The sequence below is a fragment of the Streptomyces sp. NPDC029138 genome, from assembly GCF_055564375.1.
This window is the reverse complement of sequence record NZ_JBVHWM010000003.1, coordinates 291,994-305,189: the sequence shown is the minus strand read 5'-3', so window position 1 is coordinate 305,189 and position 13,196 is coordinate 291,994. Positions and strand designations below refer to the sequence as shown.

Sequence of the window (13,196 nt, the reverse complement as noted above, 5' to 3'; positions counted from 1 at the left end):
CCGCCTGTCACAGGGCGCCGACAACGGCCTTGCTGCGCATCAGGAAGTCCGACAGGTAACTGTCGTGGGGCACACCCGGAGCCATCCAGTAGGTCGGGTGGTCACCGACGTACACATTGGCGATGGTGGGTTCCGCCAGCAGCGCGTCGAGCAACGCGCCGTCGCGGGTGAGCGCCGACAGCACGAGTGTGTCCCGCAGCGGGGCGATACCGTCCGTACGGTTCCAGGGCGCCACCCACACGCAGGGAAAAGGGAGTTCGGTCCGGAGCTGCGCGGCACTGGAGCTGCCGACCTGGTGGACGGCGGGACGCAGGACGGCGCTTCCGTCACCCAGGTCGTCGACGATGCCCTCCCCACCGAGCCAGGCACGGGTACCCGCCGCCACCGACCTCAGGTAGGAGCCGAGGGCCCGTGCCCGGTCCAGCGGGCACACCGGGAGCACCGCCCGCGTGTCCTGGGGCGGCAGACCGGGCAGCCGGGACAGGCGGGCCGCGACGGCCTCGGCGAGCGGCGCCGGGTCGCCCTCGACGAGAACGGCGGTGGCGTTGACGCACGCGGTGCCGCCCTCGTCGGCAACGGAGCCGACGATCGTGTCGAGATGTTCCCGCCAGTCGGTGTCCGCGGTGATGAGGATCTTGGTCCTGCCCGGCCCCTGGGGCAGCACGCGCGGATTGTGCGCGTACCGGGCGACCACCTCGTCGCCGCCGTACACGACCGCGCGGTCGGCACCGCGGATGAGCACGTCGGCGGTCCGGTGGTCCGTGGGCAGCAACACCAGCTGGTCCTCCCGGACACCCGCCCGGTGCAGCGCCCCGACCAGCCGGTGCGGGGTGAACGGCTCCCGCCGTGACGGACGCACGGCGACGCGGTACCCCAGGGCCAGCGCCTCCAGCCACAGCCGGTGGACACCGGGATGGTTGCCGGAGGCGTTGACGGCGAACACGCTTCCCCGGCGGGCCCAGACGGCGTGCCCGGCACGCAGGGCCGGGTCCCTGCGGTCGGAGACCGCCCCGCGTGGCCTGCCCTGCTCGGCGGAGGAACGGGCCAGGCTGACGAACCGTGCCGTGCCCCGTGTCGCGGCGCGCACCACTGTCAGCGGAGTGCCGGCGGTACGGCTGACGAGGTGTTCGTACTCGCGTACGCCCAGTCCGCCGATGGTGCCGGTGGCGAACTCCTCGCCGGCCGCCCCCAGCAGTGCGTCGACGTCGGCCGCTGACACCGCCTCGGCCTTGCGCAGCGCGGCCAGCGCCCGGCCGACGTACACGGGCGGCACCAGGCTCAGCCGCGCCACCTCGGCACCGGACACATCCGTCACCGCGCTCGGCACCCGCGTCCGGTACGGACCGCGGGGACCCAGCGCGTCCAGGTACACCGGGCCGGTGACCTCGGCAGCCGTCATCAGTACACGCCCTCGATCACCGTCTCGCCCCTCACTGTGGGCACCGGCGCCACGTCCGCGACGGCGTCGCCCGCCTGGCCGTCGGCAGGCCGCATGCGCACGGCCGTGTCCCGTTCCGCGTTGTTGGGGATGAGCATGGATTTGCTGACGTGGCTGACGATCACCTGGCCCCGCTCACCGACCTCGACCCGTTCCCCGGTGTCGGGGTCCACGACCGACAGGAACACGTACGGAGACACCGGGTCGAACACGCAGGGCTCCGAGGCGCTGAGACCGACCCGTTCGAGCAGCGCGGTGAGCATCATGGTGTTGCCGTACATGCCGATGAGGGCGACGTCGGGAAAGACCTCCGTGCCCAGCAGGTGGCGGGTGTCGGGGTCCATGTGCGTGCCACCCCAGATGATCGCCTCGACGGAGCCGTTGATCCGCTCCAGAAGGTCGTCCTCGCGGGCGAAGCGTTCCAGCAGCGGGGTGGTGGCGGCGAGTACCCCGATCTCCTGGGTCAGCAGAATCCGCCGGCACTGTTCGACGAGATGGTCCGTGTAGGACTCGACCTCGTCGCTCCGGCCCGCTGCGACCAGCTTCTTCACCCAGCGGGGGTCCATGTCGATGCTGAGCCCCGGGCCGCCGAGGGAGCCTGCCGCCCGCTGCAGCACGTCACCCACCAGATGCGGGCCCGTCGGCGCCACCGTCAGCCACTGGGCTCCGACGGGCAGGCCGTGGCCCCGGAGGCGCTTGTCGACCTGCTCCGTACTGTGCCGCATCCAGTCGTCGAGCTGGACGACTCGCTTGGGCGCCCCGGTCGTTCCGCCGCTGTCGAGGACGTTGAGCAGCCGGGCACCTCTTCCGTAGCCCTGGGGAACCAGGTCCGCAACCGGGACGTCCCGCAGTTCGTCGGTCAGGTCGGGGAAGAGCATCAGGTCGTCAGCACCCTTGACGTCCTGACGCGGATCGAAGGCGAGCCGATCGGCCCGGTCGAGCCAGTAGCGGGAGCCTGTCGCCGGGTCGAAGTGCCAGCGCATGGCCGCTCGCACGAACTCGTCCGGGTCGACGCCGTCGGACGGTCCGGCGTCCAGAACGGTGGGGGACTCGTACGTCATGGATGGTCCTTTCTCGGCACGGTCTCGTGCGTATGAGCGAGGTTCCGCGGGCGTGTGAGATCTGGAAACGTTCGGTCACCGGCTGAACAGTTCGAAGGCGACGGCGCGCCGGCCGTCGAACCGCGACCCGTGGGCGCGGGTGCTGTCGGCCAGGAAACGGCGCGCGTACGTCTCGGGGTCCTCCTCGGTCAACGCCTCGATGTAGGTGCGGTGCCGCAGCAAGGACCGCACCGCCTGCTCGAAACCCGACTCGGCGGACACCGCGTGAGTCGGCGTCGGAGAGTTGGCGACGGCCACCCACCGGACGCCGTTCCAGGGCGGCAGTCCTTGTTCGGTGAGTTCCGGGAAGATCCAGCGGTTGCCCGCGTCCGCCGACGCGTCCAGCACCGCGCGCCCCACGGCCACGTGGTCCGGGGTGTTCCAGGCACCGTGGGCCCAGGTGTCCCGGTGGTTCAGCGTGATCACGAGCTCGGGCCGGTGACGCCGAACGGCCGCGGCGATGTCGCGGCGCAGGGGCACGCCGTACTCGATCACACCGTCCTGGTGGCCGAGGAACTCCACCGTGGACACACCCACGGCCGCGGCAGCGGCACGCTGCTCGGCCTCGCGCAGCGACCGGGCGCGTTCGGGGGCGAGGCTGTCGATACCGGCCTCACCACGGGTGGCGAGCACGTAGGTGACCTCCCGGCCATCGGCCACCCAGGAGGCCACGGCGGCCGAGCATCCGTACTCGAGATCGTCGGGATGCGCCACCACGGCGAGTGCCCGTCGCCAGTCGCCCGGCATCGGGCGCAGCGGTGGAAGGGAGCTGTCGGTCATGTGTCTGCTCTCGTCGGTGTTGCGTGGTGGGGTGGCAGGCCGGCACGGGGTTGCCGGTCCGGAGATGGCCTCGGGTCGGCCGAGTGTGCGGCAGCGACGAGTCGGAGCGCACCTCGTCGGCCGAGTCGATGCGCTTGGGCACCTTGGCCGCGCGTGTCGCCGAAGTGGTTCAGACGCGCGGAAGAAGGCTCTCCAGGGGAACCGCTGGGTCGGAGAGGACGGCGTCGTCCGTCTCCACGCCGGATTCGATCAGGGAACGGATCGTTTCGATGACGTCCCACACGTTGACGCTCATTCCCGCCACGACCCGGTTCCCGGACATCCAGAAGGCGATGAACCGCCGCTCCCCCGGTGCCCCGCGGAAGACGACACGGTCGTAGCCGCCCGGTTCGGTGTAGCCGGTGTACTCCATCCCGAGGTCGTACTGATCGGTGTAGAAGTACGGCAGCCGGTCGTAGACCGCTTCCTTGCCCAGCATGCTCAGTGCGGCGGTGCGCGGCTGGTGCAGCGCGTTGGCCCAGTGTTCCACGCGCAGGTGCCGACCGAGCCGCGGGTGGTAGGCATTGGCGACGTCGCCGGCGGCGTGGATGTCGGGCACCGAGGTCCGCAGGTGCTCGTCCGTGACGATGCCGTTGCGCACGTCCAGGCCCGCATCCTCGGCGAGGCGGACGTTGGGCGTGATGCCCACCCCCACCACCACGGCGTCCGCGGGCAGGTGACTGCCGTCGGCCAGCCCGACCCCGTCCACGCGGCCGCCGGTTCCGGTGACGTGCTCGATCTCGGCGTGGGGACGCAGGTCGACGCCGTGGTCCCGGTGCAGGCCGGCGAAGACCTCGGCCGCCTCCCGTCCCAGAACCTTGAGCAGGGGCAGCTCCGCGTGTTCGAGCACGGTCACCTCCGCCCCGGCCGTCCGGGCCGCGGCCGCCGTCTCCAGACCGATCCATCCACCGCCGACCACCACGATCCGCGCACCTTCGGTGAAGGCGGACTTGAGACGCTCACTGTCGCCCACGCGCCGCAGATACAGCACGTTGTCCAGGTCCGCCCCCGGGACGGTCAGACGGCGAGGTGAGGAACCGGTCGCCAGGAGCAGCTTGGTGTAGGGCACGCGACGACCGTCGTCCAGCGTCACCTCTTTGGACTGCGCGTCGACGGACGTCACGCTCGTGCCCAGAAGCAGGTCGACCTCGTGTTCCCGGTACAAGCCCTCGGGATGTACGTGGATCGATTCGCGGTCCTCCTTGCCGAGCAGATAGCCCTTGGACAGCGGCGGTCGAATGTACGGCCGCTCCCGCTCGTCTCCGATGACGAGGAGCGGCCCGTCGTGGCCGTGCTCGCGCAGTTCTTCCGCGGCCTTGCCGGCGGCCAGGCCGCCCCCGACGATCACGAACGTGTTCGCAGGCGACATGATGATTCCCGTCTCAGGTTGTGAGGCACACAGGGCGAGCGCCATGTGGTGCGGTCATCCATGAGACCGGGCGACGACACGGGTTGTGACATCGCGGCGCCGGTGTGCCAGGGCGACCGCCGTCGACGTCCCCACGTTGTCTCACCAGGGAGTTCGGAGCGTCACCGCCAGGACGGCCGGATCATCGTGTCCCGGCAACGGGACGAATCCGTGCCGCTCCAGGTCGTCGATCACCTGGGAGCGCGAGGCGGGCCACATCCAGAACGTCTCGGAGTGTTCCCGCAGCACACCTTCCACCCCCCGGACCCAGTAGTCGACGCGTGTACGGATGCGGTTCCCGGCGGTCGACATCACCATGCGTCCGCCGTACGCGTGCTCGCCGATCCGCTGCTGGGGCAGGACGCGCAGAACGTTCCGGGCGGGAAGCCGGGCAGGCGGGAGTTCCAGGAACAGCGAACCGCCGGGGACGAGGGCCGCGCCGATCGCAGGCCAGAGCGCGTGCCGCGCGCTCGGCGAGAGACAGGCGACCGTGTTGTGGCAGACGGCCACGTCCGCGACCGCGTACAGGGCCGCCTCGTCCAGGGCGTGCGGGTGCACGGTCACGCGCTCCCTCTGCCGTGCGGGCAGGGCGGCGAGGCGGGTCATCAAGGACGTGCGCATGGCGCGCGCCGGCTCGACGGCGTGCACGTCGACCTGGGACTCGGCCAGGCTCATGAACGTGACCCGTCCGGTACCGGCACCGATGTCCACAACGCCGATACGGGCCTTCGCGACTTCGCGACCGTAGAGGTGACGGACCCGCGTCTCGTCCTCGTCGGCCTGGAGGATGTCGTAGAACTCCGCGGTGACGGCGTAGGGGTCCGTCTGCGGCCGGAAGGTCGGTGCTCTTGCTATGACAGGGTGCATATCCACCAAGACAGCACGTGGGCCGTGCGTGTGACAGCAATGGTGGCGAGCGGGGTGCAGGCCCGCGCGGGCTTGGGGTGATCGCCGTCGCAAGCATGTGCTGTCAGTGGCCGGGCACCGGCCGGCATGCCGGTGCGCCCGGTCCGCGAAACGGAGTTGAGAGCAGAACACGTCGACATGACGGCGAGTCACCCGCAGGTATGGCTGCCCGCGCAGTTCACCAGTTTCGCCGAACTCCCCAGCGGGCTGAGGTACGCCCACTGTCACGCCCAGCACCGCGAGGCATGGAGGCCGCAGGTCTTCCCGTCCCTGTACGAGCGGTCCGTGCTGATCGTGGGTTACGGTGCCGTGGGCTCCGCGCTGGACGAACTCCTTACTCCCTTCGGCTGCGTCGTGACCCGTGCCGCACGGGACGACCGGGACTCGCCCCGTGGACCCGTGCACTCCGTCGCGCGTCTGCCCCGGCTCGTCGCGGAGGCGGACGTCGTGGTGCTGTCCACTCCGCTGACCCCGCAGACCCGTCCCCTCTTCGACGCCGACCTGCTGGCTCGCATGAAGGACGGCGCATTGCTCGTCAACGTGTCCCGCGGGGCCGTCGTCGACACCGACGCCCTGCTGAAGGACGCACACGGGGGTCGGCTGCGGGCCGCGCTCGACGTGACCGACCCTGAGCCGCTCCCGGCGGGACATCCCCTCCGGGGAGCACCCGGCGTGCTGATCACCCCGCACGTCGGCGCGTTCACCCCTTCCTTGTGGCCCCGTCTCGAGGAACTCATCCGCCGCCGGTTGACCCGGTTCGCGGCAGGTGAGGAGCTTGACAACGTCGTGCCACGCTGAGGCCGAGCCCCGCTCACGGGCGTCGAGGACCACGGCGGCACCCGACGCCTCGTGTCACACCTGAGCCGTCTCGCCGGTCATGACTGCGACAGCAGTTCACGAACCGTGCCCGAACAGCACAGCCGTGGACGAGTCGGCTCCGCAGTGCCACGTGTACGTTCCCCCGGCCCGTGCCGAAGCCGGGGTGCGGCACGGACAGCTACCGGCTGCCACGGCGACGGGAGCCCTCGCAACACGCCAGTGCCGCGGACCCACGGCAACGCCCGGGACCGCGGTGCCATCAGACGCAGCGAGCTTCGGGTGATGCAGAAATGAATGGTGAAGAGATGGGCAACGACAGCCGGCCGGCCGAGCCGGGGCAGGGGCGTACGGGGGAGAAGCTCGCCCAATGGGCGGACGGCCGACTCGGCTACCGCCGGCTGGCCCGCTCCGCTCGGCGCTTGGTCTTCCCCGACCACTGGTCGTTCATGCTCGGCGAGATCGCACTCTACAGTTTCGTCATCCTGCTGCTCACCGGCGTCTACCTGAGCTTCTACTTCCACCCCTCCTCCGACCCCGTCGTCTACCAGGGCAGCTACGCCCCCTTGCGGGGTCAGCTGGTGTCGGAGGCCTTCGACTCGACCCTGCACATATCCTTCGACGTCCGCGGCGGTCTCCTCGTCCGCCAGGCACACCACTGGGCGGCGCTGGTCTTCGTCGCCGCCGTGTTCGTGCACATGCTGCGGGTCTTCTTCACCGGCGCGTTCCGCAAGCCACGCGAGCTGAACTGGGTATTCGGGTTCCTGTTGCTCATCCTGGCCATGTTCGGGGGCCTGACCGGCTACGACCTGCCCGACGACCTGCTGTCCGGAACCGGCCTTCAGGTCGTCAACGGCACGATCCTCTCGATCCCGGTCGTCGGGACGTACGTGTCGTTCTTCCTCTTCGGCGGAGAGTTCCCCGGTGAGGACCTGATCGCCCGCTTCAACACCCTCCACATCCTGGTCATCCCCGGGCTGATGGTCGCCCTGATCGTCGGCCACGTGGCCCTGGCCGTACGCCACCGGCACACTCAGTACCCCGGGCCCGGCCGTACCAACACCAACGTCGTCGGCATCCCGTTCCGGGTGTACGCCGTCAAGGCCGGCGCCTACTTCTTCCTCGTGTCCGGCGTGATCTTCTTCATGGCCGCCGTCGCCCAGATCAATCCCGTGTGGAACTACGGGCCGTTCCGCCCCGACCAGGTCTCCGCCGGCTCCCAGCCCGACTGGTACATGGGCGTCGCCGACGGGTTTCTGCGCGTCATGCCCGGCTGGGAGATCGCGTTCTGGGGCCACACCTTGGCCCTGGACAACTTCCTGCCCCTGCTGATCGGCGTGCTGCTCTTCCTCGCCATGGGCGCCTACCCCTTCATAGAGGCCTGGGTCACGGACGACGACAGCGAACAGCATCTGCTGGACCGCCCCCGCAACCGCCCGGTGCGGACCGCCCTGGGCGTGGCCTGGCTCAGCGTCTACTCGGTGGCTCTCGTCGGTGCCGCCAACGACCTGATAGCCACTCACCTGCGTGTTTCCGTCGAGGCCGTGACCTGGACCGTGCGCATCGGTCTTTTCGTCGTCCCGGTCCTGGCCTTCTTCGTCACCAAACGTGTGGCACTGGGCCTGCAGCGGCAAGACCGCGACAAGGTGCTGCACGGGCGTGAGAGCGGCATCATCAAACGTCTTCCGCACGGCGAGTACGTCGAAATTCACGAGCCGCTCACCCAGGCGCAACTGCACACCCTGACCGCCCACACGCAGTACCGGCCCCTGGAGCCCGCACCCGTGCGGGACGCGGACGATGCCACGCCCCGCCGTACCCAGCGCCTGCGCGTCAGGCTCAGCCGTGTCCTCTACGGCTCGGGCACGCAGGTTCCCAAGCCCACCGCGTCCGAATACACGGAGATCAGCGGCCACCACCGGTCCTGATCGGTGGGGCCACCAGTCATATGGGTGAAGGCGGCAGGCGGCACAAGGAACTGCCGAGCCAACCGGCCCGCCGCAGCAGGCTGTTCGCCCCGCGGCGCCTCCGCCTCGTCGGCCCGAGCGGCCGTCCTTCCCCGCGCAGCGGCAACGGTGCCGGCCTCGCAGCCACAGCGGATCCCCCCGTACCGCAGCAGCGTGTCGAGCGGGTCACCGACCCTCAGCAGGCCGGGGGGCTGCTCGCCACGACGGTCGCCCCGGCCTCCGCCGACAAAGGTGCCCCCTCGCGGGGTCCCAAGCCCACCGTGGTCCTGGTCCACGGTGCGTTCGCCGACTCCACGGGCTGGAACGGCGTCATAAAGAGACTGCGGCACGACGGTTGTCCCGTGGTCGCCGTCGCCAACCCGCCGCGCTCCCTGAGCGGCGACTCCGCCTACCTCAAGGACGTCCTGGCCGGTCACTCCTACGGAGGCTCGGTTGTCGGGAAGGTTCCCCGGCAGTACCCTCAGCGATGCGCTGCGCCCGGTGCCGTTCACGAACGCCGACGGCTCCAAAGGCACCGACCTCTACATTCAGAACGACAATTCCGGCACCGGTTCGCGGCGGACGTGCCACGTAACGAGACCGGCCTGATGGCCGTCACCCAGCGACCGGTCACCAGCGCCGCCCTGGCCGAGGGCGCGGCGGATCCCGCCTGGAAGACCATTGGGCCCTGGTCGAGGACGCCGCGCGCTCGGTGCGCTGACCTCTCCGCGCAACTCCCATGTGCGCGAACCCCGTTCCCCCGACAGCCGGTCGCTGTGGAGCCGCTACCACCGGGCCATGGCCGACCCTCAGACCTACCTGCCCGCTCTGCCGGCCCGCCCCGGCTCGGTCCACCTGGCCGCACGGGACACCACCGGTCGCATCGTCGCCGTGGGCCACCTGATGCCGGACCACTCGGCCGTCGAGGCCGCGCTTCTCGTCGAGGACTCCTGACAGGGCGTGGACTGGGTACCCGGCTGCTGCAGGACCTGGGCCATCACGCACTCAGGGGCGGTTGGGCGACGCTCCACGGCCTCGTCCTGTCCGGCGACGAACGGATGGACGCCATCCTGCGCCACGCGCCCGTCCCCGTGCACCGCAGGGAGGAGGGGGCTCCGGCACTCCTTACATCCCGGCGTCGGGGTACAGGTCGTCCTCGAATGCCGCGGACTCCAGGATCTCCCTGACCGTGGTCAGGTAGCGAGCCGCGTCCGCCCCGTCCACCAGTCGGTGGTCGTACGACAAGGACACGTGCACCAGGTCCCGGATGCCGATGACCTCCTCGCCGGCGCTGCGCACCACCGCGGGCCTCCTGACCGTCGCGCCCACGCCCAGGATCGCTGCCTGGTTCGGCCTCGGTGTCGAAGTAGGTGATCGTCCCCTCGGCCTCGTTGATCCTGGCGTTGACGACCGGATGCGCCTTCAACGCCTGGGCCGCGGCCTTGACGAAGAAGGGCATCGGGGACAGCTTGAGTCCCTCGCGGGCCAGGAATCCGTCCTTCGCCCGGTTTCGCAGCCGCATCAGCCGGGTGACGTCGGCCTCCACCGTGCTGGTCAGTTGCGCCTGCTCCAGCAAGGCCTTCTTCAGGTTGTCCCCGATGGCCTTGCGGATGCGCGTCATCCGGACCGTCCGACCGCGTAGCACGGATTCCTGCGCCGCCGGGGCGGCTGGAACGGGGGCGCGGGTGACACCGGGGCGACCGGCGCCGGCGCCGGGGCGGTCTGAGGGGCCTCGGCCGGGGCGCGGGTGTGGCTGCCGGGACCGCGTCCGCCGTACCGATGACGGCGAGTTCGGCGCCGAGCTCGGCGGTCTCGTCCTCGGCGACGGCAATGCTCAGCAGAACCCCGGTGGCGGGCGAGGGGATCTCGGTGTCGACCTTGTCGGTGGAGACCTCCGGAACTCGTCGAGGGCGACGAGCCCTTGCTGTCACCGAGGGCACCGTGACCCGCTGGGTGAGACACGTCGGCGAGGGGCCCTCCGAACCTGTCGTCCACGGCCTGCGCCATGGGGGATCGGCCGCGCTTCCCTGTCGCTCACCGGTCGAGGCCGTAGCGGGCGCGGGCCTGCGCGACGGTGGCCAGGGGGATCTGCCCGACCCGGGCCAGCCGGTCCAGTGCGGTCACCACGACCGACTCGGCGTCCACGTGGAAGTAGCGGCGCACGTCCTCACGGGTGTCGGACAGACCGAAACCGTCGGTGCCCAGGGAGTAGTAGTCCTGCTCGACCCACTGGCTGATCTGGTCGGGCACCTGCCGCATCCAGTCGCTGACGGCCAGCACCGGCCCGGGCGCACCGGCCAGTGCCCGGGTGACGAAGGGGGTGCGCTCCTCACCGCGCATCCGGGCGTCGTCGGCGCGCATCGCGTCGCGGCGCAGCTCCGTCCACGACGTCACCGACCACACGTCGGCGTGCACGTTCCAGTCGGAAGCGAGGAGTTCCTGCGCTCGCAGCGCCCAGTGAACGGCCGTACCGGAAGACAGCAGCTGGAGCCGGGGTCCGGCTGCCGCGGGTTCGGCGGCCCGGAACCGGTAGATGCCTCGGACGATGCCCTCCTCGATACCCGGCACCGCGGGCATGGCCGGCTGGTGCTTCGGTTCGTTGTACACGGTCAGGTAGTAGAAGACGTCCTCGGGCCGCTCGCCGTACATCCGGCGCAGACCGTCCCGGACGATCACCGCGATCTCGAAGGCGAAAGCCGGGTCGTAGCTGATCGCCGCCGGATTGGTGGCGGCCAGCAGGTGCGAGTGCCCGTCCCCGTGCTGCAGTCCCTCACCGGTCATGGTCGTGCGACCCGCGGTGCCGCCGACGACGAAGCCGCGGCCCATCTGGTCGCCGAGCGCCCAGAACTGGTCGCCGGTGCGCTGGAAGCCGAACATGGCGTAGAAGATGTAGAACGGGATCATGGGCTCGCCGTGTGTGGCGTACGAGGTCGCCGCGGCGGCGAACTCGGCCACGGAACCGGCCTCCGTGATGCCCTCGATGAGCAGCTGTCCGGTGATGCTCTCCTTGTAGTAGAGCAACTGGTCGGCGTCGACCGGATCGTAGTTCTGACCCAGCGGCGAGTAGATGCCGGCCGTGGGGAACAGCGACTCCATGCCGAAAGTACGGGCCTCGTCGGGAATGATCGGCACCCAGCGCGCCCCGCTCCGTTCGTCGCGCATCAGATCCTTGACCAGCCGGACCAGCGCCATCGTGGTGGCGACCTCCTGGTGGCCGAATCCCTTCTCCAACGCCTCGAAGGGCTTGGCGGGCGGCTCCGGCAGCGGCTTGGCGATCACCCGCCGAAGTGGGGCGGGACCGCCCAGCGCGGCCCGGCGCTCGCGCAAATACCGCACCTCGGGCGAGTTCTCCCCCGCGTGCCAGTACGGGACCTGGTCACCGGCGAGCGCGCCGTCGGGGATGGGAAGCTCCAGCAGGTCGCGCATCTCACGGAACTGCTCCATCGTGAGCTTCTTCATCTGGTGGTTGGCGTTGCGGGACTCGAACGCAGAACCCAGGGTGTGACCCTTCACCGTCTGGGCGAGGATCACCGTGGGCGCGCCACGGTGCTCCACCGCGGCCCGGTAGGCGGCGTACACCTTCAACGGCTCGTGTCCGCCTCGGGAGTTCTCGAACAGCTCGACCACCTGCGCGTCGCTCAGGGAGGCGGAGATGGCGGACAGGGCGTCACCGGTGAAGAAGTTCTCGCGTATGTAGGCGGCGTCCCGCGCGGCCAGTGTCTGCATCTGGGCGTCGGGCACCTCACCCAGGCGCCGCACCAGGTCGCCGGTGGTGTCCCGACCCAGCAGCGGGTCCCAGGCCTCGCCCCACAGGGTCTTGACCACGTTCCAGCCGGCGCCGCGGAACCGTGCCTCCAGCTCCTGGACGATCCTCGAATTGGACCGTACCGGTCCGTCCAGGCGCTGCAGGTTGCAGTTGATGACGAACGTCAGGTTGTCCAGTCTTTCGCGGGAGGCCAGAGTCAGGGCGGCCATCGACTCCGGCTCGTCCGTCTCCCCGTCGCCCAGGAACGCCCACACCCGCGAGGCGGAGGTGTCCTTGATGCCGCGAGCCCGCAGATAACGATTGAAGCGGGCCTGGTAGATGGCACCGAGCGGGCCCAGCCCCATGGACACCGTCGGAAACTCCCACAGCCACGGCAGCCGTCGCGGGTGCGGGTAGGACGGCAGGCCGTGACCGCCCGCCTCCCGTCGGAAGGCGTCCAGTTGCTCCCTGCTGAGCCGCCCTTCGAGGAACAACCGGGCGTAGATGCCCGGGGAGGCGTGCCCTTGGAGGAACAGCTGGTCGCCCGAGCCGTCACCGTCCTTGCCCCGGAAGAAGTGGTTGAAGCCGATCTCGTAGAGCCAGGCCGCCGACGCGTAGGTGGAGATGTGACCGCCCAGTCCCAGCCGGGACCCCCGGGTGACCATCGCCGCGGCGTTCCACCGGTTGAGCGCGGTGATCCTGGACTCCATCTCCAGGTCACCGTCGAACTCCGGCTGTGCGGCTGCCGGGACGGTGTTGATGTAGTCCGTGGACAGCAGCTCGGGCAGGGGCGTCCCCGACGCCGCGGCGAACTCGTGCACCCGCCGCATCAGGTACACCGCCCGCTCCGGCCCGGCGTTCCGCACGACGGCGTCGAGAGAGGCCTGCCATTCGGCGGTCTCCTCACGGTCACGGTCGGGTAGCTGGTCGAGCTCACTGATCACAGAGGTCTCAGTGGGCCGGGACGGATCAGTCATGGCAGCCTTCCTGTCACTGCGTGGGTGCCGGCGACGCCGGC

At 70.2% G+C, this 13,196-nt stretch carries 9 protein-coding genes and 2 pseudogenes; 4 read left to right on the top strand and 7 right to left on the bottom strand.

Going from position 1 to position 13,196, the window contains the following annotated elements; genetic code table 11:
- Positions 1-7: 7 nt before the first annotated feature.
- From ACZ4WH_RS05380 to ACZ4WH_RS05360, 5 genes are all read right to left on the bottom strand, one after another.
- Entirely contained in the window at positions 8-1,399 is a 1,392-nt protein-coding gene (locus ACZ4WH_RS05380; protein ID WP_468176816.1) for an aldehyde dehydrogenase family protein, read from the bottom strand.
- Positions 1,399-2,499 (bottom strand): phenazine antibiotic biosynthesis protein, encoded by a 1,101-nt coding sequence (locus ACZ4WH_RS05375; protein WP_468176814.1) that lies wholly within the window; start codon positions 2,497-2,499, stop codon positions 1,399-1,401. The genes ACZ4WH_RS05380 and ACZ4WH_RS05375 overlap by 1 nt, the downstream gene beginning before the upstream one ends.
- A gap of 75 nt (positions 2,500-2,574) precedes the next feature.
- Positions 2,575-3,318, bottom strand: coding sequence for a PIG-L deacetylase family protein (locus tag ACZ4WH_RS05370; RefSeq protein WP_468176812.1), 744 nt, complete (start codon positions 3,316-3,318; stop codon positions 2,575-2,577).
- A gap of 169 nt (positions 3,319-3,487) precedes the next feature.
- A complete protein-coding gene (locus ACZ4WH_RS05365) occupies positions 3,488-4,726 on the bottom strand; it encodes an NAD(P)/FAD-dependent oxidoreductase (protein WP_468176810.1) in 1,239 nt (412 codons plus the stop codon).
- A 141-nt stretch (positions 4,727-4,867) separates the two neighbouring features.
- Entirely contained in the window at positions 4,868-5,632 is a 765-nt protein-coding gene (locus ACZ4WH_RS05360) for a class I SAM-dependent methyltransferase (protein ID WP_468176809.1), read from the bottom strand.
- 177 nt (positions 5,633-5,809) lie between these two features.
- Between ACZ4WH_RS05360 and ACZ4WH_RS05355 the strand changes: the two genes are divergently transcribed.
- From ACZ4WH_RS05355 to ACZ4WH_RS05340, 4 genes and pseudogenes are all read left to right on the top strand, one after another.
- The gene (locus ACZ4WH_RS05355; protein WP_468176807.1) at positions 5,810-6,469 is read left to right on the top strand and encodes an NAD(P)-dependent oxidoreductase; all 660 of its coding nucleotides are present in this window, start codon (positions 5,810-5,812) and stop codon (positions 6,467-6,469) included.
- A 326-nt stretch (positions 6,470-6,795) separates the two neighbouring features.
- Complete coding sequence (qcrB, locus tag ACZ4WH_RS05350) at positions 6,796-8,415, top strand: cytochrome bc1 complex cytochrome b subunit (RefSeq protein ID WP_468176805.1); 1,620 nt, start codon at positions 6,796-6,798, stop codon at positions 8,413-8,415.
- Between the two features lie 230 nt (positions 8,416-8,645).
- Positions 8,646-9,125 (top strand): annotated as a pseudogene (locus ACZ4WH_RS05345) (lipase family protein); the annotation flags it as partial.
- A gap of 106 nt (positions 9,126-9,231) precedes the next feature.
- Positions 9,232-9,387, top strand: coding sequence for a hypothetical protein (locus ACZ4WH_RS05340; RefSeq protein WP_468176948.1), 156 nt, complete (start codon positions 9,232-9,234; stop codon positions 9,385-9,387).
- A gap of 171 nt (positions 9,388-9,558) precedes the next feature.
- On the opposite strand, the pseudogene ACZ4WH_RS05335 reads toward ACZ4WH_RS05340, so the two are convergent.
- Positions 9,559-10,511, bottom strand: a pseudogene (locus tag ACZ4WH_RS05335) (2-oxo acid dehydrogenase subunit E2); the annotation flags it as partial.
- Positions 10,468-13,155, bottom strand: a complete 2,688-nt coding sequence (gene aceE, locus ACZ4WH_RS05330; protein WP_468176803.1) for a pyruvate dehydrogenase (acetyl-transferring), homodimeric type — start codon at positions 13,153-13,155, stop codon at positions 10,468-10,470. The pseudogene ACZ4WH_RS05335 and the gene aceE, both read right to left, overlap by 44 nt.
- Between the last annotated feature and the right edge of the window lie 41 nt (positions 13,156-13,196).